Source organism: Antrihabitans stalagmiti, from assembly GCF_016482825.1.
Taxonomy (GTDB): domain Bacteria; phylum Actinomycetota; class Actinomycetes; order Mycobacteriales; family Mycobacteriaceae; genus Antrihabitans; species Antrihabitans stalagmiti.
In genome coordinates, this window is the sequence record NZ_JAEMNV010000001.1 from 370,647 (window position 1) to 392,351 (window position 21,705).

General features: G+C 63.8%; 20 protein-coding genes and 1 riboswitch. Of the genes, 8 read left to right on the forward strand and 12 right to left on the reverse strand.

The genetic code is table 11. From position 1 onward, the window contains the following. Positions 1 to 36: 36 nt before the first annotated feature. From JGU71_RS01765 to JGU71_RS01790, 6 genes are read right to left on the reverse strand one after another with little or no spacing between them, the layout of a single operon-like run. Complete coding sequence (locus tag JGU71_RS01765) at positions 37 to 354, reverse strand: Rieske 2Fe-2S domain-containing protein (RefSeq protein WP_199701366.1); 318 nt, start codon at positions 352 to 354, stop codon at positions 37 to 39. Continuing rightward, complete coding sequence (nirB, locus tag JGU71_RS01770) at positions 351 to 2,834, reverse strand: nitrite reductase large subunit NirB (protein WP_199701368.1); 2,484 nt, start codon at positions 2,832 to 2,834, stop codon at positions 351 to 353. The genes JGU71_RS01765 and nirB overlap by 4 nt, the downstream gene beginning before the upstream one ends. After that, complete coding sequence (locus JGU71_RS01775) at positions 2,834 to 3,181, reverse strand: molybdopterin oxidoreductase (protein ID WP_199701369.1); 348 nt, start codon at positions 3,179 to 3,181, stop codon at positions 2,834 to 2,836. The genes nirB and JGU71_RS01775 overlap by 1 nt, the downstream gene beginning before the upstream one ends. Positions 3,182 to 3,238: 57 nt before the next feature. Further along, entirely contained in the window at positions 3,239 to 5,731 is a 2,493-nt protein-coding gene (locus JGU71_RS01780; RefSeq protein ID WP_199701371.1) for an AMP-binding protein, read from the reverse strand. A 45-nt stretch (positions 5,732 to 5,776) separates the two neighbouring features. Then, the gene (locus JGU71_RS01785; RefSeq protein WP_199701373.1) at positions 5,777 to 6,904 is read right to left on the reverse strand and encodes an MFS transporter; all 1,128 of its coding nucleotides are present in this window, start codon (positions 6,902 to 6,904) and stop codon (positions 5,777 to 5,779) included. Positions 6,905 to 6,924: 20 nt separating this feature from the next. Beyond that, positions 6,925 to 7,818, reverse strand: a complete 894-nt coding sequence (locus JGU71_RS01790; RefSeq protein WP_199701375.1) for a PAC2 family protein — start codon at positions 7,816 to 7,818, stop codon at positions 6,925 to 6,927. An 85-nt stretch (positions 7,819 to 7,903) separates the two neighbouring features. Continuing rightward, positions 7,904 to 8,019: riboswitch (SAM riboswitch) on the forward strand. A 104-nt stretch (positions 8,020 to 8,123) separates the two neighbouring features. Between JGU71_RS01790 and metH the strand changes: the two genes are divergently transcribed. After that, complete coding sequence (gene metH / locus JGU71_RS01795; protein ID WP_199701376.1) at positions 8,124 to 11,690, forward strand: methionine synthase; 3,567 nt, start codon at positions 8,124 to 8,126, stop codon at positions 11,688 to 11,690. 23 nt (positions 11,691 to 11,713) lie between these two features. Here the strand turns inward: metH and JGU71_RS01800 are convergent, their stop codons facing one another. Continuing rightward, complete coding sequence (locus JGU71_RS01800; RefSeq protein WP_199701377.1) at positions 11,714 to 12,295, reverse strand: hypothetical protein; 582 nt, start codon at positions 12,293 to 12,295, stop codon at positions 11,714 to 11,716. A gap of 331 nt (positions 12,296 to 12,626) precedes the next feature. Between JGU71_RS01800 and JGU71_RS01805 the strand changes: the two genes are divergently transcribed. The 4 genes from JGU71_RS01805 to hisG all read left to right on the forward strand — a co-directional run bounded on the left by JGU71_RS01805 (position 12,627) and on the right by hisG (position 15,114). Beyond that, positions 12,627 to 13,280: an HAD family hydrolase gene (locus JGU71_RS01805; RefSeq protein ID WP_307829452.1), complete on the forward strand. Its 654-nt coding sequence runs from the start codon at positions 12,627 to 12,629 to the stop codon at positions 13,278 to 13,280. A 66-nt stretch (positions 13,281 to 13,346) separates the two neighbouring features. Beyond that, complete coding sequence (locus JGU71_RS01810; RefSeq protein WP_199701379.1) at positions 13,347 to 13,853, forward strand: hypothetical protein; 507 nt, start codon at positions 13,347 to 13,349, stop codon at positions 13,851 to 13,853. A gap of 80 nt (positions 13,854 to 13,933) precedes the next feature. After that, positions 13,934 to 14,197, forward strand: a complete 264-nt coding sequence (locus JGU71_RS01815) for a phosphoribosyl-ATP diphosphatase (RefSeq protein ID WP_199701380.1) — start codon at positions 13,934 to 13,936, stop codon at positions 14,195 to 14,197. Positions 14,198 to 14,262: 65 nt separating this feature from the next. Next, entirely contained in the window at positions 14,263 to 15,114 is an 852-nt protein-coding gene (gene hisG / locus JGU71_RS01820; protein ID WP_199701381.1) for an ATP phosphoribosyltransferase, read from the forward strand. An 18-nt stretch (positions 15,115 to 15,132) separates the two neighbouring features. On the opposite strand, the gene JGU71_RS01825 is transcribed toward hisG, so the two are convergent. Further along, the gene (locus JGU71_RS01825; protein ID WP_307829453.1) at positions 15,133 to 15,984 is read right to left on the reverse strand and encodes a RecB family exonuclease; all 852 of its coding nucleotides are present in this window, start codon (positions 15,982 to 15,984) and stop codon (positions 15,133 to 15,135) included. Between the two features lie 87 nt (positions 15,985 to 16,071). Between JGU71_RS01825 and JGU71_RS01830 the strand changes: the two genes are divergently transcribed. Then, complete coding sequence (locus tag JGU71_RS01830) at positions 16,072 to 16,914, forward strand: tRNA (adenine-N1)-methyltransferase (protein ID WP_199701385.1); 843 nt, start codon at positions 16,072 to 16,074, stop codon at positions 16,912 to 16,914. On the opposite strand, the gene JGU71_RS01835 is transcribed toward JGU71_RS01830, so the two are convergent. Together JGU71_RS01835 and JGU71_RS01840 are read right to left on the reverse strand one after the other, a co-directional pair. Continuing rightward, a complete protein-coding gene (locus tag JGU71_RS01835; RefSeq protein WP_199701387.1) occupies positions 16,911 to 17,453 on the reverse strand; it encodes a peroxiredoxin in 543 nt (180 codons plus the stop codon). The genes JGU71_RS01830 and JGU71_RS01835 overlap by 4 nt on opposite strands. Positions 17,454 to 17,514: 61 nt before the next feature. After that, on the reverse strand, positions 17,515 to 18,021 hold the full coding sequence (locus JGU71_RS01840) for an MTB12 C-terminal domain-containing protein (protein ID WP_199701389.1): 507 nt from the start codon (positions 18,019 to 18,021) through the stop codon (positions 17,515 to 17,517). Between the two features lie 201 nt (positions 18,022 to 18,222). Between JGU71_RS01840 and arc the strand changes: the two genes are divergently transcribed. Further along, positions 18,223 to 19,983, forward strand: a complete 1,761-nt coding sequence (gene arc / locus JGU71_RS01845) for a proteasome ATPase (protein ID WP_199701392.1) — start codon at positions 18,223 to 18,225, stop codon at positions 19,981 to 19,983. A gap of 9 nt (positions 19,984 to 19,992) precedes the next feature. Continuing rightward, complete coding sequence (locus JGU71_RS01850) at positions 19,993 to 20,673, forward strand: TIGR00266 family protein (protein ID WP_199701393.1); 681 nt, start codon at positions 19,993 to 19,995, stop codon at positions 20,671 to 20,673. A gap of 14 nt (positions 20,674 to 20,687) precedes the next feature. On the opposite strand, the gene JGU71_RS01855 is transcribed toward JGU71_RS01850, so the two are convergent. Both JGU71_RS01855 and JGU71_RS01860 read right to left on the reverse strand, forming a co-directional pair. Further along, entirely contained in the window at positions 20,688 to 21,080 is a 393-nt protein-coding gene (locus JGU71_RS01855) for a nuclear transport factor 2 family protein (protein WP_199701394.1), read from the reverse strand. A gap of 50 nt (positions 21,081 to 21,130) precedes the next feature. Then, positions 21,131 to 21,550, reverse strand: coding sequence for a pyridoxamine 5'-phosphate oxidase family protein (locus tag JGU71_RS01860; RefSeq protein WP_199701397.1), 420 nt, complete (start codon positions 21,548 to 21,550; stop codon positions 21,131 to 21,133). Between the last annotated feature and the right edge of the window lie 155 nt (positions 21,551 to 21,705).

Here is a 21,705-nt window from a genome sequence, read left to right on the forward strand (position 1 = left end):
GACGAGGGTAATGGGTCCGTCCGACCCGGTCGCCGCTCAGATCGGTTCGAGAAAGATCCGATCGCCGTTCACCATGGCTGGGTAGACCCTGACCGCACCTACGTCGTCGGCGCACGAGCCGTCCGCCAGTGCGAACGCGTACAGGTGCAGCGGGCACACGACGACCGTCCCGTCGGTCTGCCCGTCCGCGAGCGGGCCACCTTTGTGTGGGCACACCGCGTCGACCGCACGGACGGTGCCGTCACCGAGTAGGAACACGGCGATCTGACGACCGTTCACCACGTAGGTGCGCCCCTCGCCGGGAGTCAGGTCGGCGAGATGTCCTATCTCGGTCCACGCCTGCGTCACCGTCATCGGACCGGAACCTGGGGAAGCGGCAGCAGCGGCAGGGACGGCGCGAATTGGGCAGGCGATCGCGGATCGTCGCGTTGCAGCCACGGATCGGTGTAACCGTCGACGGCGATCTGCATCCGCTCTTCCAATCCCGCCGCGATCCCGTCTTCGTCCGTGACCAGAAGGCGTTGTAGCTCGTCGATACCCACACGCGGAACGAAGGCGTAGGTGCGCTCGAGCCAGTTGGCGTTCTCGCGGTAGTACTGGATGAACCTGCTTGCCAGCACCAAAACCTCCTCCGCACTGTCGACTGTCGCAAGCACGTCGCCCTTCCTGATGTGCGCACCCGCCGCTCCACCGATGTAGATCTCCCAGCGCCCGTCGCCGACCGCGACCACACCGAAGTCCTTGCAGAGCGCCTCCGAGCAGTTGCGTGGACAGCCTGCGACGGCCAACTTCAGCTTCGCGGGTGTCTCCAAACCCTGGAACCGTTCTTCGATGGCGATACCCAGGGCAGTCGAGTCGCCCAGCCCGAACCGGCAGAAGTCGCTGCCCACACAGGTTTTGACCGTTCGGAAACTCTTCCCGTAGGCATAACCCGACGGCATGTCGAGATCACCCCACACCTTGGGCAGGTCTTCCTTGCGGATACCGAGCAGATCGATCCGCTGACCACCGGTCACCTTGACCAGTGGCACGTTGTACTTGTCCGCGACATCGGCGATGCGGCGCAACTGATCCGGTGTCGTCACGCCGCCCTTCATCTGTGGCACAACCGAAAACGTGCCGTCGCGCTGAATGTTCGCGTGCACCCGATCGTTGATGAACAGTGCACCGGGCTCGTCGACCCAATCGGGTCCCCAGACGGTCCGCAGCAACGAAGCCAGTGGCATCTTCGCTGCCGCGTCCTCGCCGTCCGGTGCGAGTTCGGCGAACACCTCCGACACCGCGCGAAGTCCGCGATCGCGCACGGCTGCAACGAGTTCCGCTTTGCGCAGTGGTATGCACCGGACGTAGAAGTCGGCGGACGGGTCATCGGCGACAGCGCCGCCTGTCGCGCACGCGACGATATCCGCGACCAGTCCCTTGCACGATCCGCAGCCCTTGCCTGCTCTCGTCTTCGCGACGACGTCGGCGACCGTTGTCGCGCCGGCATGCACACACGCGACGATCTGGCCCTTGTTCACGCCGTTGCAGTTGCACACAGCAGCGTCGTCGGCCAATTCGGCGGCACTCGTTGCCGCGGTGGGTGTTCCGAGATCGAACAGCATGCTGATTCGTTCGGCGGGCAGCGCAACCTTGTTGTCGAATGCCTGCGACAGGAAGCCGACCTTGCTGACGTCTCCCAACAACGTTGCACCGATGAGTCTTCCGTCTCGAACGACGACACTCTTGTAGGTTCCGGTGCTCGGTTCGTAGAACTGCACGTACTCGTCGTCGTCGCGCTCCGGGCCCTGCACACCCATTGCAGCAACATCGACCCCGGCGACCTTGAGCTTCGTCGTGAGCCGCGAACCATGATATGCCGCAGCAGGGTTGGTCCCGGTGAGGTGCTCCGCGAGCACGGTCGCCTGCTCCCACAGCGGTGCAACGAGGCCGTAGACCTCACCACGATGTTGGCAGCATTCGCCGACCGCGAAGATCGAGCCCTCGTCCTCGCAGCGCATCTGGTCGTCGACGACGATGCCACGTTCGACGACCAACCCACCGCCGCGGGCGAATTCGACGTTCGGTCGAATCCCCGCTGTGACGACAACCATGTCGGCGTCGATGCTCGATCCGTCTGCGAAGCCGACACCGGCAACCTGGCCATCGGGCGTTCGAACGACTGCAGTTGTTCGCTTGGACGTGTGTACACCGACGCCGAGAGACTCGATCTTGTTGCGTAGCAATCGGCCACCGCGGGCGTCGAGTTGCTGATTCATCAGATGGCCGGGGGAGTGCACCACGTCGACTTTCAGCCCTTGGGTGCGCAGCCCGTATGCCGCTTCCAGTCCGAGCAGACCGCCGCCGATCACCACAGCGGCGACGTCGTCACCGGCCTGTGCCTGCTGCAACATGCCGTTGGTGTCGGCGATCGTACGGAAGCCGAAAACCCCACGTGCCAAACGTCCGTCGGGTTCACGGAGTCCGTCCATGTTCGGAAAGAAGGTGTTGCTGCCGGTGGCGACGATCAGCACGTCGTAGTCGACGATCCGGCCGCTTTCGCAGGTGACCTGCTTGGCGAAGCGGTCTAGTTTTGTCGCACGGTCCCCGACGTGCAGCTTCACACCGTTTTCGCGATACCAGCTCATCGGGTTGAGCATCAGATCTTCGTCGTCGGTACTCGCTTCGCCGGACAGCACGTGCGAGAGCATGATGCGGTTGTAGTTGCCGTACGGTTCGTCGCCGATCATGGTGATCTCGAACAGATCGCGCCCGTTTCTGGCGATGATCTCCTCGACGGTCCGCGCACCGGCCATCCCGTTCCCCACGACAAGCAGCCGCGCGGTCGGAGGCATCAGATTTCCACCAAACCGAAGTCGACGACCACGTCGCCTGTGCATCCGGTCGGTGCCGCGACGACAAGTTCCAGCACGGTGTCCGGATCGACGTCCTCCACAACGCGGAGTGGGATGTTCACGCCGGACTTGGCGCCGATCGGAAAGACTCGCATCGAACGGCCGTCGCGAAGCAACGTGACGACAACGAGCTCGTCGGAGGAGTTTCCGCCGCGGAAGTACAGCGGCTGCGCCGTCACACCGGGCGGAACGGTGTAGGACAGCGTGGGATCGATCGGGTCGGGCTTGTCCAGTCCATTGCCGGTGAAGCCGAAAACGCCCTGCAGGAACCGCGGAGTACTGGCCATGGTGTGAAGCGTCCGATGAACCGGTGACGCAGAGGCTGCCGGGACGTTACGCCGGGATCAGGAATACCTCTCAGCGACCGATTTCGCTTTGTCGGCTAGGAGATAGAAGCCGATACCGAACAGCAGTGCCGCGACGACAGCAATCACAGGTTGCGATGCGAAGAGCGGATAGATCTGCCAGTGCGTCAGATAGATGTAGAGCGAACTGCTGGCGAGCACGCTTGCGACCGGCGTAGCGAAGCTGGGTATTCGGACCGTCGGCGCCCAGATCAGCAACAGCAGCCCGGCCACGACGAGCCCTTCGCGAAGCAGGCTGTCGAAATAGCCGTGTATGGACACGACGAGCGCGACCGCGACGACGAGTTGGTGCCACCGGGTCCGCGCCTTGGCTGCCGCCCAACCGAGTGCGAAGAACCAGAAGGCGTACCAGCTGTACTTGCCCTCCGAACCCGTTTCGAGCCCGGCAGCGTCGTAGCGGATGGCCAAGCCGACCGCGAGTAGCGCCAACGCGAAAACGAACGGCTGCCGGCGTTCGAGGCGGTCGATCACCGGTATCGCCAGCAGTGCCGCGAGTGCGAGCAGGAAGTAGACGAGTACTTCGATGAACCACAGATGGCCCTGCGTCGGGCCGTCGGGTCCAAGAATCTTGTTGAGCAGGAACAGGTTTGTCACCGTGTAGTCGTCGGAGAAGCTCAACGTCAACGCGATCCACGCCACGGCGGGTATCGCGATGCCGGCCACCGTTGTCAGGAGGTGGCGCAGCCGCTGCGTACGGGGCTTGTCCGTGAGGACGAATCTCGCAAAGTTGTACCCGGCGACGCCGAGCAAAATATGCGCGCCGCCCCACAGGTGATATAGCCCGGCGTGCGATCCGACGACGAGCACGATCGCGACAGCTCGCAGCACGACGCTGGTCTCGACGGACCGCCCGGCAATCCACCGTCTCGGCCCACGAACCCGGAGGTCGCGGATCGGCGTCGTGTGCCAATCGGGCGGGAGGTGGCCGAGTTTGCGTTCCAACCGCACCGACATCGCGACGTAGGACAGCGAATCCCCGCCGAGTTCGACGAATGTCGACTGGGGGCCGATGTCGGCGACATCGAGTCGCAGCACCTGCGCGAACAGTTCGCGAAGCTCGCTTCCGGTCCGTGCGGTACTTGTGGCCTCGGCGCGGCCCAGTGTGCGGATCTCGGGATAGTCCGGCTTGCCGGAAGCGAGGCGCGGCAGTTCGGCGACTCGGCAGGCGCGGACTGCAGCCGCAGGTAGACCCGACGCGGCAGCCGCGATCGCACGGACCTTCGCCGGTGCAAGGGCGCCTTCGAAAGCAACGACAAGTTCATCGTCGCCGTCGATACACGAGGCCGTTATTCCTGCAGTGTCGAGTGCGGCTTCGACGCGAGGCAGATCGATCCGGAGGCCGAAGAGTTTGACGAAGCGTGCTGACCTGCCGAGTATTTCGTACAGGCCGTCAGCGCCGCGTTTGGCGATATCGCCGGTACGAAGCTCGTCGACCGTTGCTCCGGCGGCGAGATCTGCCGCCGATTCGGCGTAGCCCATCATCACGTTCGGGCCCGAGTAGACGAGTTCGCCCGCGTCGGGATCGATTTCGTCCCCGCTGCGGTCGATGCGAAAAGACCCACCGGGTATCGCGACACCGATCGCGTTCGGATGCGACCGTGCCAGGTGCGGTGGGAGATACGCCATCCGAGCGGTCGCTTCCGTTGCGCCGTACATGACGAACAGATCCCAGCCGTCGCGTTCGCCGAGTGCGGCGTACCGTGCGACCCGGTCGGGAGCGAGCCGACCGCCTGCCTGGGTGAGGTAGCGCAGATGCGGCAGGTGCATGTGCTCGAATCCGATTTTGTCGAGCAGATCGAACGTATAGGGGACGCCGGCAAACGTTGTTGCCCGATGCCGACCGAAAAGGTCCCAGAACTCGGCATCGACGACAGACGCGTCCGTCAGCACGATTCCGGCACCCCGAAGCAGGTGACTGTGCAGGACCGACAAGCCGTAGCAATAGTTCATCGGAAGGCTGGTCATCGCTCGGTCGGTGTGACGGATGTCGAGGTAGGTTGCAATCGATTCGGCGTTCGATCGCAGGTTCGCACGTGAGAGGCGAACCAGCTTCGGCGAACCAGTCGAACCCGACGTGCTGAGCAGCAGTGCCAGATCGGGATGCAGCGTGTGCCTGGACACCGACCGTCGTTCGTCGAAATGCCAACTGCCGCTGCGCTGTTCGATCACGATGTCGGGATCGTAGGTATCGACGAGGGACGTCGTGTCGTACTGCGGATCGCCCGGCACGAGTAACACCGGCTGACGGGCGGCGAGCGCTCCGAGGTATGCGACGACCGCCTCGACGTCGTTGCGACCCGCGATCAGCACCAACCGCCGTTCGGTCCCGAAGCGTGCGGCGGCATCGTGCACGAGCGCGGCGAGGCGGCGGTAGGACACCTCGTCGGTGCCCGACACGATTGCTGTGCGCTCACCATGGCGCGCCAGCTCGTCGACGAGTCGCGTCGTCGCACGTTCGGTTGATGGCGCCACCACCGGATCATAGTTGGCAAGGCTTACCTCGCACACCGAGCGATGTCAGACCGGTTCGGTCTCGGCCCGCGGACGCGGCATCAGCACCGGTGCCACCAGTGCGAGCAGCACCGCGGGAATCACGAACGCAGTGGTCGGGTGCACACCGTAGAGCGGTGTGAGCAGCACCGGCGCGAGCGCCTGCCCCGAGAAGCGCAACGACTGCACAACCGAGAGCGCGCCGCCCTGATTCGGTCCGCGCAGGCCGAGTACCGCTGCATTGACGCCGACGAGGATGCCCTGACCCGCAACGCCTGCGGCGGCCCAAGCGGCAGCGGCGACGACGAGCAGTCCGGCGGTCCCCGCGAGCGTGACGAGAACGGCACCGCAGGTGGCGCCGATCAGTACCGACCGGCGCGCACCGATCCTGTCGATCGCATTTCCGACGGGCCGGGCGGCGATCATTCCTGCGATTCCGAAGCCGGTGAGCAGCAGGCCACGCTGCGTGGGGCCGAGGCCGAACGCATCCTCGGCGCGGAAGGCGACCAGAAAGTTCAGACCGCCGAGTGCGCCCCATCCGAGGAACGCGACCAGTCCGATGCGTACGACATCCGGCCGTAAAGCTTGGCGCAGCTTCACTTCGCGTCCCGACACCTGTGCGCCGGTGGGCAATCCGACGATTCCCAATATCGCTGCGACCACAGCAACGGCGACGAACGCGAGCCGCCAATTCACCTCTGCCGCAAGCCCGCCCACCAGCGGCGCCGTCGTCTGGCCTGCTGCCTGCAGTGCCGAGAACGTGCCGAGCGCACGACCGAGCCGCGCCTTGGGAGTTATCGACGCAAGCGAGGCCAACAGCAGGGGAGTGGTGAAGGCATTCGCGCACCCCTGAATTGCTCTCGGTACCAACAGAAACGACAGACTCGGTGCGACGACGCAGGCCAGCGACGCGACGACGTACACGGCGTAAGCGATTCGGACAGTGCGGAATTGACCCCAGCGTGCACCGAGTGTGCCGGAGACCAACATCAAGATTGCGAAGGGGAACAGGTACGCCGCGAGCGTCGATGCTGCTGCGGGAGAGCTGACGCCGAGGTCGTTGCCCATCTCCGGGAGCATTGCCGTGACGACTCCGCCACCGAACGGTCCGAGAAACCCACCCGCGTAGAGGGCGAGCGTGCGGAGGCGACTCACGCTGTGGTCCTCACCCGTGGTTACAGTCCGAAGCTGCCAGGCCCGCGCCGGCGAAGGTACTTTTCGAATTCGGCTGCGAGCGCATCGCCGTCGATCTTGGAGATGGCGTCGGAGATGTCGATCTCGGCGTCGCCACGTTCTTCCAGCGAGCGGACGTACTCGGCGATTTCTTCGTCCTCGGCCGTCATCTCCGTGACCGCCTCTTCCCAATCCTCGGCCTGGGTCGGTAGTTCACCGAGCGGAACCTCGACGTCGAGCACGTCCTCGACCCGCTGCAGCAAGGCGATCGTCGCCTTCGGGTTGGGCGGCTGCGACACGTAATGCGGAACGGCCGCCCAGAACGACACCGCGGGAACACCCGCCTTGACGCAGTGGTCCTGCAGCACGCCGGTGATGCCGGTCGGGCCCTCGTACCTGGTCTGTTCGAGTTTGAACTGCTCGGCGGCCTCTTTGCTGTAGGCCGAACCGGTGACCGGAACCGGGCGGGTGTGCGGGGTATCGGCGAGCAGTGCGCCGAGGATCACGACGGTGCTGACGCCGAGTTGCTCGACGAATTCGAGCAGATCGTCGCAGAAACTGCGCCAGCGCATGTTGGGCTCGATACCGCGAAGCAGCACAACATCGCGTTCGCTACCGGGAGGCGAACACACCGACAGCATGGTCGACGGCCACTGGATCTCCCGGGTGACGCCGTCGATCTGCTTCACCGTCGGTCGATTTACCTGGTAGTCGTAATAATCCTCGGAATCGAGCTCTGCCAGCGGCTCGGCATCCCAGATCAGTTCGAGATGCTCGACTGCACCGCTTGCCGCATCACCGGCGTCGTTCCAGCCTTCGAACGCCGCGACGAGGATCGGATCGCGCAGCGTAGGCAGATCGAGGTCGGCTACGACCGGGAACTCTTCGGAACTCACCGACACAGCCTACGACCAGGGCGGGTCCGCCTCTTCACATAGCGCCGTTTGACAACGAAAGCCATCCCCTGCCAGCCTTGACGTTGGTCATGAGTACCAGCGCACAGCCCCGGCTCGCTGGTCGGCAACCCTCCGCCACGGTGGGGTGCTCCGGGTGACGACCAGGCCGCACGTCCGATTCGGGTGCGGCAAGCGTGGATAGACGAGGGGATGTGCCGATGGTTGCCGCTGCACCGCGTAGTTCTGGCCGTGAGCCGGATACGTCTGAAGATCACACTGTTGAGGCCCCCACTATTCTGGAGCGCATGTCTTTGCCACTGCACTCTGCACTGCTCGATGCACTCGATCAGCGTGTTGTCATCGGCGACGGTGCGATGGGCACGATGTTGCAGGCTGCCGACCTCACCCTCGACGATTTTCTCGGGCTGGAGGGCTGCAACGAAATTCTCAACGACACGCGCCCCGATGTGCTCAAAGACATTCACCGCGCGTATTTCGAAGCGGGCGCCGACGCAGTCGAGACGAACACCTTCGGCTGCAACCTGCCGAACCTTGCCGATTACGACATCTCCGATCGCATTCGTGAGCTGTCCGAGAAGGGCACTCAGCTAGCGCGCGACGTTGCCGACGAGATGGGTCCAGGTCGCGACGGGATGCCACGTTTCGTCCTCGGTTCGATGGGCCCCGGCACCAAGCTGCCCACCCTCGGACACGCCCCGTACGCCGTGTTGCGCGACGCCTACACGGAGTCCGCGCTCGGCATGATCGACGGTGGTGCCGACGCCATCCTGATCGAGACGTGTCAGGACCTGCTGCAGGTCAAGGCCGCGATCATCGGCAGCCAGAACGCGATGGCAAAGCTCGGCAGGCGGCTGCCGATCATCACCCACGTCACTGTGGAAACAACCGGAACCATGCTGGTCGGCAGCGAGATCGGCGCCGCGCTGACGGCTATCGAGCCGCTCGGCGTCGACCTGATCGGGCTCAACTGCGCAACGGGACCCGACGAGATGAGCGAGCACCTCCGCCATCTTTCGAAGTACTCGAAGCTGCCGGTGTCGGTGATGCCGAACGCAGGTCTGCCAGTCCTCGGTGCCAACGGCGCGGAATACCCGCTGTCACCGGAAGAGTTGGCAATCGCACTGAGTGGTTTCGTACGCGAATACGGTCTGGCGTTGGTCGGCGGCTGTTGCGGCACAACGCCAGAGCACATTCGTCAGGTTGCGGCGGCCGTGCGCGATGTCGAGCGGGGCACGCGTAAGCACATCAGCGAGCCCGGCGTTTCTTCGCTCTACACGGCAGTGCCGTTCGAGCAGGATGCCAGCATCCTGATGATCGGCGAACGTACGAACTCCAACGGCTCCAAGGCTTTTCGTGAGGCGATGCTTGCCGAGGACTACGAGAAGTGCCTCGATATCGCGAAGGATCAGACGCGCGACGGCGCGCACATGCTCGACCTCAACGTCGACTACGTCGGCCGTGACGGTGCCGCGGACATGTCTGCTCTCGCAAGCAGATTGGCGACCGCGTCGACGTTGCCGATCATGCTCGACTCCACCGAACCCGCTGTGCTGAAGGCTGGTCTAGAACACCTCGGCGGGCGTTGTGCGGTCAACTCCGTCAACTACGAGGACGGCGACGGACCCGATTCGCGCTTCCAGCAGATCATGTCGCTCGTGAAGGAACACGGTGCGGCGGTCGTCGCGTTGACGATCGACGAAGAGGGTCAGGCGCGTACCGCCGAGTGGAAGGTCCGGATCGCCGAGCGGTTGATCGCGGACATCACCGGCAACTGGGGATTGTCGGAGAGCGACATCATCATCGACGCGCTCACGTTCCCGATCTCGACGGGCCAGGAGGAGGTCCGGCGCGACGGCATCGAGACGATCGAGGCCATCCGCGAGATCAAGCGGCTGCATCCGGAGATCCACACGACACTCGGGCTTTCCAACATCTCGTTCGGCCTCAATCCCGCTGCGCGGCAGGTGCTCAACTCCGTGTTCCTGAACGAGTGCATCGAGGCCGGTCTCGACACCGCGATCGTGCATGCGTCGAAGATCCTGCCGATGGCGCGGATCCCCGAGGAACAGCGGCAGACCGCACTCGACCTCGTTTACGACCGTCGCCGCGACGACTACGACCCGCTGCAGACGTTGATGGCGCTGTTCGAAGGCGTCTCGGCGGCCGATGCCCGTGAGTCGAGAGCCGAAGAGTTGGCCAAGCTGCCGCTGTTCGAGCGGCTGGAACGCCGGATCGTCGACGGTGACCGCAACGGTCTCGACGTCGATCTCGACGAGGCGATGCTCACCAAGAAGCCCCTCGAAATCATCAACGAGACGTTGCTGTCCGGGATGAAGACGGTCGGCGAACTGTTCGGCTCCGGTCAGATGCAGTTGCCTTTCGTGCTGCAGTCTGCCGAAGTGATGAAGGCTGCTGTCGCCTATCTGGAACCTCACATGGAGGCGACCGACGACGACGGCAAGGGCCGCATGGTGATCGCGACCGTCAAGGGCGACGTCCACGACATCGGTAAGAACCTGGTCGACATCATCCTGTCGAACAACGGCTACGAGGTCGTCAACCTCGGTATCAAACAACCGATTGCGTCGATCCTCGATGCCGCGATCGACAAGAAGGCCGACGTCATCGGTATGTCCGGCCTGCTCGTGAAGTCGACAGTCGTGATGAAGGAGAACCTGCTCGAACTGAACGCCAAGGGTGTTGCGGGGCAGTTCCCCGTCATGCTCGGTGGCGCGGCGCTCACACGGTCCTACGTCGAGAACGACCTGACCGAGGTGTACGACGGCGAAGTCAGTTACGCCCGTGACGCTTTCGAAGGTCTGCGGTTGATGGACACCATCATGACGCGCAAACGCGGCGGCGGACCCGATCCGGACAGCCCCGAGGCGATCGCGGAACGTGAGAAGGCGGCCGAACGTAAAGCGCGGCACGAGCGTTCCCGCAAGATCGCCGAAAAACGAAAGGCCGCAGAGGTTCCCGTCGTTGTTCCCGAGCGCTCCGACGTCGCGGCAGATCTTCCTGTCCCGACACCGCCGTTCTGGGGGAGTCGCATCGTCAAAGGTGTTGCGCTGTCCGAATATTCGAATCTGTTGGACGAACGTGCTCTGTTCCTCGGCCAGTGGGGACTGCGCGGTCAGCGAGCAGGCGAAGGCGCGACGTACGAGGAACTGGTCGAGTCGGAAGGACGTCCGCGCCTGCGGTACTGGCTCGATCGCCTCACCAGCGACGGCATCCTCGCTCATGCCGCGGTTGTCTACGGCTACTTCCCGGCCGTGTCCGAGGGTGACGACGTGATCGTGCTCGAGAGCCCGGAACCCGATGCGGCGGAACGGTACCGCTTCACGTTCCCGCGCCAGCAGCGCGACCGCTTCCTGTGTATCGCCGACTTCGTCAGGTCGAGGGAGAAGGCCGTTGCGGACGGTTCCGTCGACGTGTTGCCGTTCCAATTGGTGACGATGGGTCAGCCGATCGCAGATTTCGCCAACGAACTTTTCGCTGCCGACTCCTACCGCGACTACCTCGAGGTACACGGCATCGGTGTACAGCTGACCGAAGCTCTCGCCGAGTACTGGCATCGCCGCGTCCGTGAGGAATTGGTGCTCGGCGGTCACAGTCTCGCCGAGGACGACCCGTCCGATGTGTCGGAGTACTTCAAGCTCGGCTACCGCGGCGCCCGTTACTCCTTCGGCTACGGTGCGTGCCCGGACCTGGAAGATCGGGCGAAGCTGGTTGCGCTACTCGATTCCGAGCGAATCGGTGTCGTGCTGTCGGAAGAGCTGCAGCTGCATCCGGAGCAGTCGACCGACGCGTTCGTTCTGCATCACCCCGAGGCGAAGTACTTCAACGTCTGAGGTGATGCAGCACTTCGGCTGGGTCAGACCGCGTCGGTGCGGGTGAGGGTGACTTCTCGTTCGCCGACATCCGGATCGGAAACGACGACGTTGACTTCACCGACACGTCCGTCGAGTTCGGTACGGATCTCGGTCGGACCTTTGGAGTTCGGATCGGGATCGTAGAAGGCTCGGACGAAGGTCGGGATCACGTCGAGGATATTGGTCGTGAAATCGAGCCCGACCACGCGTGACCGTACAGGCGAGACCGCTGCGCCGAGGTAATAGTCGTCGACGGTCACCTTCGCCTCGAGCGCAGGCTTGTGCGGTGTGACGAGATTCGGTGCGGTCACCGATTCCTGCGTTGCTGTGTCGAGCAGCAGGTGTGCGACTTCGGTCGCGGTTGCGAGATCGACTGCGACAGTGCGCGCAGCGTCCACTCCATTGACGCCACTGACGGCTACCGGGCCACTTGGCCTCGGCGTATTCGGCATGGCGAAGTCGAAGATCGATTTCGTGGGCATGTCGACGCCCATGTCGGATAGCACTACTGACGCCGCAGCGCCCGTGAAGCCGACGCTTGCGACACCAGCGAGCGCGACCGCGGTATGTCGTAACCACGACATGAAAGGTCCTTTCGTTCGCTTGTCGGTTGCTTCGCTTTTCAATTACTTGCTGTTTGTTCAGTTTGTGGGATCAGCAAATATTCGGCAACAAATATTCCCTGCGATGAGGCGAGACGCGTGTCACATTGCTGACGAACGGTCTCTTCCGACCCCCGAGAGCGAGTCTATCGTCCGTTTCGGGCATCGAATCTTAGGCGTTCGGTGATGGTCATCACGACGATAGAAGGTGTGTGGTCCTCGCCTCCCGCGCCACTCGGCGAAGCGGTCCAGTCGGCTACCGTCATGGCTGTCGATGTTGGATCAGAGATGTCGGAATCAGAGGGGAAAGTGCGTGCCAGAAGTAGCCGGTGTGTTGTGGGACATGGACGGAACGCTGCTCGATTCGGAGAAGCTGTGGGACGTCGCCATAAACGAACTCTCCCTCAACCTGGGCGGACCGATGACACCAGCGACGCGACATGCGCTGATCGGATCCTCGGGACCCAACACTCTCGCGATCATTTTCGACTCGCTGGACCTCGAACCGCATCCGGACGCCCTTGCCGATGCCGACGACTGGCTCGACAAGCGCGTTGTCCAGCTGTTCGGTGACGGTATCCCGTGGCGGCCAGGGGCGCAGGAGGCATTGGCCATGGTTCTCGACGCGGGAATCCCCATGGCACTCGTGACCAACACCAAACGCTCGCTCACCGAGCTCGGTCTGGACACGCTCGGCCGCGAGCATTTCGCCGCATCGGTGTGCGCCGACGAGGTGCCACAAGGCAAGCCGGCTCCCGACCTCTACCTTCGCGGCGCCGAACTGCTCGGTACCGACCCGACCCACTGCGTTGCGATCGAAGACTCGCCGACTGGTGCGATCGCCGCGGAAGCTGCTGGGTGCTCGCTCATCGTCGTACCCTGCGAAATTCCGGTTCCCGAAGCGTCCGGTCGGGTCTTTCGCGACAGCCTGATCGGGCTGACCGTCGGTGATCTGCGCATCGGGTAGCAGCGCGTAAACGCCGGGGCTATCGTCGAACCGTTGAACTGCGGTGTCGACGACAGGGACCTAGTGATGACCCGACGATTCACCTGCTTGCTGGCCACAACTGCGTTGGCATTCGCCCTCGTCGCCTGCGGTGGCGACGACAGCTCGAAGGCCTCGCCCGAACCGTCCACCGCCGAGGCGACGGCAACCGCGACACCGAAGGCGCCCGCGACGACCAAGCCGACCGCGTCCGACACGGCGACTACGCCGCCGACAACGACGAAGCCGGCAACCGACGGCATTCCGTCGCTGTTTCCCGACGACTTTCCGTTCCCGGAAAATCTGAACACAACCGAGAGCCGTGACGAGTCGGTCACCGCTCTGCTGAGTGGCACGACCACGTCGACCGCCGACGAGTTCATCGAGTTCTACGACAGCAGGCTGCCGGGGCTCGGTTGGACCCTCGACGACACCACGTCGAGCGGCGGCTCCCACGTCTTCACCCGAGATGGGTTGTGGGTGTCGATCGTCGCAGGCGACATCCCCGGCGCCAGCGACACGTCGTTCCAGATCTCGTTGCAGGAGCTCGGCTGAGGCGTTCGCCACGTCCGAGTGCGGGCACGTTCGCACCCACTGGCCGGTCACCGTTGGCGTAGCTGGAAGAATGGCCTTCCGTGAAGAACTTCGAATCCCTGTTTGCCGAGCTGGCCGACCGTGCCGCCAATCGCCCTGACGGTTCCGGAACCGTCGCAGCGTTGGACGCCGGCGTGCATGCGCAGGGCAAAAAGGTTCTCGAAGAGGCTGGCGAAGTGTGGATCGCGGCTGAGCACGAGAGCGACGAAGCCCTCGCCGAAGAGATCTCGCAGCTGCTCTACTGGGTGCAGGTGCTGATGATCGGGCGCGGCCTGAAGCTCGACGACGTCTACCGACATCTGTGATCGGTACTCCTCGTCGCCGTGCACGCCCCGCCTGAAAGGCCAAGACCGTGAAAGAGACTCAACCCATGCTGCGTGTAGCAGTCCCCAACAAAGGTGCCCTGTCGGAATCTGCTGCTGAAATTCTCAGCGAAGCCGGCTACCGCCGCCGCACCGATTCCCGCGACCTCACCGTGCTCGACCAAGCGAACCAGGTCGAGTTCTTCTTCCTCCGACCGAAAGACATCGCGATCTACGTCGGGTCAGGCGAACTGGACCTCGGCATCACCGGCCGCGATCTCGCCCGCGACTCGGGGGCGACCGTCGACGAACGCCTACCGCTCGGCTTCGGTCGATCGACATTCCGCTACGCGGCGCCTGCAGGTCGCGACTGGAGTGCCGACGACCTCGGCGGCCTCCGCATCGCGACGTCCTACCCGAACCTCGTTCGCGCCGATCTCGCGAAGCGCGGACTGACAGCCGATGTCATCAGGCTCGACGGTGCCGTCGAAATATCCATCCAACTCGGCGTCGCCGATGCGATCGCCGACGTTGTCGGGTCGGGCCGCACGCTCCGGCAGCACAACCTGGTCGCTTTCGGTGATTCACTGTGCGACTCGGAGGGAGTGCTCATCGAGCGGGCCGGGTCGGACCGGGCGGACCGCGCACGCAACCAATTGGTCGCACGTGTGCAGGGAGTCGTCTTCGCGCAGCAGTACCTGATGCTCGACTACGACTGCCCGAAGACCTTGCTCGACGAGGCCGTGCAGATCACGCCCGGCCTCGAGTCGCCGACGGTGTCGCCGCTCGCGGACGAAGCGTGGGTCGCCGTGCGCGCGATGGTGCCGCGAACCGAACACAACGACGTGATGGATCGTCTCGCCGACTTGGGCGCGAAAGCGATTCTCGCGTCCGACATTCGGTCCTGTCGAGCGTTCTGACGCTGGATCCGGGCAGGCCTACCTCGTGCCGTCCGGCACGGTTGCGGGCCAGCCCGGATACTCGGGGAGAGTGCCGCCGAACGCTGGACACAGCGGCTTGTAGTCGCACCAGTTGCACATGTTGCTGGGACTCGGCCGGAAATCTCCGGTCGCGCCTGCTTCGAGGATCGCTTTCCACAGTGCGGACAGCGTGCGTTCGAACCGCAGCAGTTCGTCACGATCGGGCTGGTAGGTGAGAATTTCGTCGTCGGCGAGATACAGCAGTCGAAGCTGCGTCGGGACGATCCCACGGGTCCGCAGAATGACCAGCGCGTAGAACTTCATCTGGAACAGCGCGTGGGATTCGCGCCTTTCGCCCGGTGCGCGGCCCGTCTTGTAATCGACGACCCGAACCTCGCCGGTCGGTGCTACGTCGATGCGGTCGACGAAACCACGAAGCAGGACACCGTCTTCCAGCTCGACCTCCACTCGCTGCTCACACGATTCAGGTTCGAATCGAGTCGGGTCTTCGAGCCGGTAGTACCTGGAAATCAACGCGCGCGCTTCGTCGAGAAATTCGCCGCGCTCGTCGGTGGTGACCAGCTCGCACAACTCCGGTGCATCCCCGACGAGACGGTCCCAAGCAGGATCGACGAGCGCGGTCGCCGTGTCGGGAACACGGTCCGCGGCGGGTAATCCGTACAGAGATTCCAGTGCGGCATGCACGACAGTTCCCCGCAGGGCCGCTCTCGTCGGCACTTCGGGGATTCGATCGACTGCACGCAATCGGTACTTCAACGGGCACAGCTTGAAATCGGCAGCACGCGACGGCGACAGCGCAGGCCTGCGCGGAGGTGCCGAATCGGGGGCTGGCGGTGCTGTTGTCGTCACACCTGGCAGGGTATGCCCCTGGGCCGACAATGAGTCGAGGCCGCGCGGACCAGCAATAGCGGACCAGCAATAGGGAGTCGGATTTCGATGACGGCAAGACGTACCGGACCCTTTCAGGTCGGCGATCGAGTGCAGCTGACCGATGCGAAGGGCCGGCACTACACGGTCGTTCTCGAAGCGGGCAAGGAGTTCCACACCCATCGCGGTGGCCTTGCGCACGACGATCTGATCGGCTCCGACGAGGGCACGGTCGTCAAGTCGAGCAACTTCACGCCCTACCTTGCACTGCGGCCGTTGCTCGTCGACTACATCCTGTCGATGCCGCGAGGTGCGCAGGTGATCTACCCGAAGGACGCGGCACAGATCGTGCACGAGGGCGACGTGTTCCCCGGCGCGCGTGTCCTGGAAGCCGGTGCGGGTTCCGGTGCATTGACGTGTTCGTTGTTGCGAGCGGTCGGGCCCGAGGGCCGCGTCATCTCCTACGAGGTCCGCGCCGACCACGCCGAGCACGCGGTCCGCAACGTCGAGACCTTTTTCGGGGGCAGCCCCGAGAACTGGGATCTCACCATCGCCGACGTCGCCGAATTCGACGGGCAGGTCGACCGTGCGGTGCTCGACATGCTCTCCCCGTGGGACGCGTTGCCGTCCGTCGCGAAGGCGCTGGTTCCAGGCGGTGTCCTCATCGTCTACGTCGCGACCGTGACGCAGTTGTCGAAGGTGGTCGAGGCGATGCGCGAGCAGGAATGCTGGACCGAACCACGCTCGTGGGAGTCGATCGTCCGCGGCTGGCACGTCGTCGGCCTTGCTGTGCGTCCCGAGCACCGAATGCAGGGGCACACAGCTTTTCTCGTGAGCGCACGCAAACTGGCGGAGGGAACGGTGACGCCGAAGCCGCAGCGCAGGGCATCGAAGGGGCAGAGCCCGAGCTAGTACGGGAGGGGCTTGCGGTATTCGGTACGCAGATACCACAACGCTTGATCCGCGTGAATGTTCGCGCGCAGATCGTTCGACACGATCTTGCACACCGTGCCGTTCTCGTCGATGACGAAGGTCTTGCGGCGTGTGGTTATTCGGGTGAGCCACCCGTCGCGATGCCGGGCATGGCGGCCTGACGACGCAGCGGGCCTGGTGCGGCTCAGTTTTGCCAGTGCGCTGCGCTTGGCGCCGAATTGTTCTGCAACCGAACCGCCGACGTCGGACAGCAACGGAAAGTCGAACGACCGCTGCTGTGCAAAATGCGCCTGCCTGTCGACCGAATCGGTACTTATCCCGACGCGCCGCGCTCCGACCGCGGCGAACTCTGCCGCCAGATCACGAAAGTGGCAGGCCTCGGCAGAGCAGATCGGCGACGACGCGATGAGGTAGAAGAACAGCACGAGGGGTCCGTCGGTGAGGAACGAGTACAGGGTCCGTCGTGTGCCGGTGTGATCGAGCAAGGCGAAGTTGCGCGCCTGGTCGCCTTCCTTCATGCCGCGTAACGGTAATCGACCAGCAAGAACAAACCGACCATTTCGGACAGTTGCAGTCGTTTCAGCATTGCACTCTGCCCATCGCAAGCAGATTGCATGTGCTTGCGCTCGACAGCTGCCACGCCTCGCCGACCTTGTCCCAGGTCATGTTGATGGGGATTGTGCCGTGCGGACCCGTGACGTCGACCTTTGCCGTTGCCGATGTCCCGGCTACGTCGACACCGGATACGACGAAGGTGATTCGCCCGTAGTTGTCCAGCCCCGTCGTCAAGGCGGCCAACGCTTCCACCCGCGTCTGACCGTCGACGACCAACCCCGCTTTGTTCTGTGCCGGGATCGCCGGATCGACGAGCCGCACCAGCGAATCCTGGAGTAGATCCGGCGTCGGGGGAGCGACATCGGGCACCTGCGTGGTGGTCGGCACCGCCGACGGCTCAGGTGCCGTTGTGGTCGGCTGCGACGACGGCTGACCGACAGCAGGGGTATTGGCATCGTCGGAACCGCAGGCGACAACGGCCACCGCGACGAGCAAAGCACCGACGGAACTAACGCATTTGCGGTGAATCACGTGCACTCTTCTCTCGATCGCAGCTTGCGGGGCGTATCGGCGACGGGACGTCACGCTAACATCGGGCCGCAACGACCTGGCGGTACTCGTCGTGTCGCCGAACACATCCGAGACACGTCACAGCACCGAAACAGTGTCGTACGGCAGAAAGCGCGCGCTGCCGGTAGCGTGGATAGACCGGGACTGGGAGGAGTCGACACTATGAGCCCCACAGATAGTTCGGATTCGGCGGCGTGGCGAGAACTGGAAGCCCTGCGTGCCGAAGCTGCTGGACTCCGCCGCCAGCTTGCCGAGTCGCCGGAACGGTCACGTGAACTCGAAAGTCGAGTCGACTCGCTGACCATTCGGAACGGGAAGCTGATGGACACGCTGAAGGAAGCGCGTCAGCAACTCATCGCGCTGCGCGAGGAGGTCGATCGACTCGGGCAGCCGCCGAGTGGTTACGGCACCCTGCTCGGCGTGCACGACGACGAGACTGTCGACGTGTTCACCTCGGGTCGCAAGATGCGCCTGACCTGCTCGCCGAACATTGCCACAGACACGCTCCAGCTCGGCCAGACCGTGCGTCTGAACGAAGCGCTGACAGTGGTCGAGGCGGGTTTGTTCGAGCGCGTCGGTGAAATCTGCACGCTTCGCGAGATTCTCGACAACGGCACCCGAGCGCTTGTGGTCGGCCATGCCGACGAAGAGCGCGTCGTCTGGTTGGCCGAGCCGCTTGCTCATGTCGCCGAGATCGACGACGTCGACGACCCCGACCGGCCGATCCGCAAGCTCCGCCCAGGCGACTCGCTGCTGGTCGACACGAAGGCCGGCTATGCGTTCGAGCGCGTTCCGAAGGCTGAGGTCGAGGACCTCGTGCTCGAAGAGGTGCCGGACGTCGACTACAGCGACATCGGTGGTCTCGGCAGGCAGATCGAGCAGATTCGCGACGCGGTCGAGCTGCCCTTCCTGCACAAGGAACTGTTCCGTGAGTACTCGCTGCGGCCACCGAAGGGTGTGCTGCTCTACGGTCCTCCCGGCTGCGGTAAAACGCTGATCGCCAAGGCGGTCGCCAACTCGCTGGCAAAGAAGATCGCCGAATCGCGCGGCGAGGATGCCAAGGAAGCCAAGTCGTTCTTCCTCAACATCAAGGGCCCCGAACTGCTCAACAAGTTCGTCGGCGAAACCGAGCGCCACATCAGGATCATCTTCCAGCGGGCACGCGAGAAGGCGTCCGAGGGCACTCCGGTGATCGTCTTCTTCGACGAGATGGACTCGATCTTCCGGACCCGTGGTTCGGGTGTCTCCTCGGACGTGGAGACGACCGTCGTGCCGCAGCTGCTCAGTGAGATCGACGGCGTCGAGGGTCTGGAGAACGTCATCGTCATCGGCGCCTCCAATCGCGAGGACATGATCGACCCCGCGATTCTGCGGCCCGGACGTCTCGATGTGAAGATCAAGATCGAGCGGCCGGACGCGGAATCCGCACAGGACATCTTCTCGAAGTACCTGACCGAGAGTTTGCCGGTGCACGCAGACGACCTCGCCGAATTCGGTGGCGATCGTTCGGCTTGCATTAGGGCGATGATCGAGAAGGTCGTCGAGCGGATGTACGCCGAAAGCGAAGACAACCGTTTCCTCGAAGTCACCTACGCCAACGGTGACAAGGAGGTCTTGTACTTCAAGGACTTCAACTCCGGCGCGATGATCCAGAACATCGTCGACCGGTCGAAGAAGTACGCGATCAAGGCAGTCCTCGAGACGGCGTCACCCGGTCTGCGGATCCAGCATCTCTTCGACTCGATCGTCGACGAGTTCTCCGAGAACGAGGACTTGCCGAACACAACCAACCCGGACGACTGGGCTCGTATCTCCGGCAAGAAGGGCGAGCGGATCGTCTACATCCGCACGCTCGTCACCGGCAAGAATGCCAGTGCAAGCCGGGCTATCGACACCGAGTCCAACACGGGGCAATACCTGTAGGGTCGCCTCGTGCAGGTACAACTCCGCCACAACCCATCATCGACGGTCGCCCGGTGCTTTCTTGCACCGGGCGAACCCGTTCGTGTCGAGAGCGGCGCAATGGTCGCCCACTCTGCAGGCATTCGTCTCGAAGCAAAAGCCGAAGGTGGTCTGGTAGCCGGTCTCAAACGCAAAGTGCTTGCGGGAGAGTCGTTTTACATCACCACCTACACCGCGCCGGACAACGGCGGTTGGGTCGACGTCGCTTCCGTGCTGCCCGGCGACGCCTTCGCGCTGCCGGTTACCGCTGACCGGCCCTACTTCATCAACCGCGGCGGCTGGCTGGCCAGCTCGCATGGTGTGCAGATCGAAAGCAAGTGGGGTGGCATGGCCAACCTCTTCGGTGGTGAAGGTGGTTTCGGCCTGCGCGCACACGGCCAGGGTGACGTGGTTCTCGGAGTCTTCGGCGCGATCGACGTGTTCGATCTCGCCGCAGGGGATGCGGTCACGATCGACACCGGACATGTTGTCGCATACGACCTGTCGATGTCGTTCTCGATGCGCAGGGCAGTGCAGGGTCGTTCGATTCAGTCGATGAAATCCGGCGAAGGGTTCGTGTTCGACTTCGTCGGACCCGGACGAGTACTGCTGCAGACGCGTAATCCCGGCGCGTTTGCGAACTGGGTCGGCAGCTTCACTCCGGGCGGGTAGGAGTCGGCCAGCCCTCAGGCAACGCCTTGTCGGGCGGTAGTCAGGTGGGTCAGTTCGCACCGCCATCGACCGTCGCTACGAACGAAGACATCCGACGTCCACTCGTCGTTCTCGAACCGCTCGCCCTGGAAGTAGCCGGTATTTGTCACCCGAGCGACAACTACCGCGACGTCGCCGAACTCGCGAACTGACACCACCTCGCTGCTCATCGTGTCGTGTGAAACGGTTCCGTTCGCGACCGACTCCAGAAACTGGCGGCCCGGCACAAGTCCGTCCTGCGAGACGAACGACCAATCTGCGGTGGCGAATTCAGCGATGCGCTCGGCATCGTTGGCGACGAGCGCGGCATCCCAGTCCTCGAGAAGCGTCAGCAACTCGGCGTGACCGTCGGTCGTCTGCTGTGTCATGCCCCCAGTGTCCACTTTGCCGGTTCGGGAACGCTTGGACGAATGGGAGGTCAGCCGCCGAGCTTGGCGAAATCGACCGATCGCCAGGTATGGACCTGCAGGCGGAGCAGCGTGTCGTCCTCGGCGGTTTCCGCGTACTGGGCGGCGCCGTTCGCGCCGAGATAGCGCGCCGCGATGTCGGTGACCACCCCGGCCGGTAATGACTCGATGCTCACCGCCCCCTCGACCGTCACGTACGCGGGCGGGTACTCCTCCCGCTGCACACAAAGACTTGCCTCGGGCGACTCGCGCAGTAGTGCAACCTTTTTGGTACTCGCTGCTGTCGCGATCTCGACAATGCCGTCGTCGTAGCGGTACCAGACCGGCGTGGTCAATGGTGCGTCGCCTGCCCGTCCAACGGCCAGAACGCCGATGTGGACACCGGCAAGAAACTCTTCGCGTTCATCTGAACTCATCGACAATGTGCTCATGAATCCACGCTAGCGATGCGGTCCGACAGGTTGCGGTGGCGACGGGATCGGGACGTCCCCGCGGGGACGTCGGACCCGGTTCAGGCGTCCCCGCGGGGACGTTTCGGCGATCCGTTCCGTCGGTGGGTCGGGCGTTCGGGTATCGACGAGCCTGG

What these genes read in the sequence shown, in the direction of transcription:
- JGU71_RS01765 (WP_199701366.1), bottom strand. Translation starts at nt 354, where the DNA reads ATGACGGTGACGCAGGCGTGGACCGAGATAGGACATCTCGCCGACCTG.
- nirB (WP_199701368.1), bottom strand. Translation starts at nt 2,834, where the DNA reads ATGCCTCCGACCGCGCGGCTGCTTGTCGTGGGGAACGGGATGGCCGGT.
- JGU71_RS01775 (WP_199701369.1), bottom strand. Translation starts at nt 3,181, where the DNA reads ATGGCCAGTACTCCGCGGTTCCTGCAGGGCGTTTTCGGCTTCACCGGC.
- metH (WP_199701376.1), top strand. Translation starts at nt 8,124, where the DNA reads ATGTCTTTGCCACTGCACTCTGCACTGCTCGATGCACTCGATCAGCGT.
- JGU71_RS01800 (WP_199701377.1), bottom strand. Translation starts at nt 12,295, where the DNA reads ATGTCGTGGTTACGACATACCGCGGTCGCGCTCGCTGGTGTCGCAAGC.
- JGU71_RS01810 (WP_199701379.1), top strand. Translation starts at nt 13,347, where the DNA reads ATGACCCGACGATTCACCTGCTTGCTGGCCACAACTGCGTTGGCATTC.
- hisG (WP_199701381.1), top strand. Translation starts at nt 14,263, where the DNA reads ATGCTGCGTGTAGCAGTCCCCAACAAAGGTGCCCTGTCGGAATCTGCT.
- JGU71_RS01830 (WP_199701385.1), top strand. Translation starts at nt 16,072, where the DNA reads ATGACGGCAAGACGTACCGGACCCTTTCAGGTCGGCGATCGAGTGCAG.
- JGU71_RS01835 (WP_199701387.1), bottom strand. Translation starts at nt 17,453, where the DNA reads ATGAAGGAAGGCGACCAGGCGCGCAACTTCGCCTTGCTCGATCACACC.
- arc (WP_199701392.1), top strand. Translation starts at nt 18,223, where the DNA reads ATGAGCCCCACAGATAGTTCGGATTCGGCGGCGTGGCGAGAACTGGAA.
- JGU71_RS01855 (WP_199701394.1), bottom strand. Translation starts at nt 21,080, where the DNA reads ATGACACAGCAGACGACCGACGGTCACGCCGAGTTGCTGACGCTTCTC.
- JGU71_RS01860 (WP_199701397.1), bottom strand. Translation starts at nt 21,550, where the DNA reads ATGAGCACATTGTCGATGAGTTCAGATGAACGCGAAGAGTTTCTTGCC.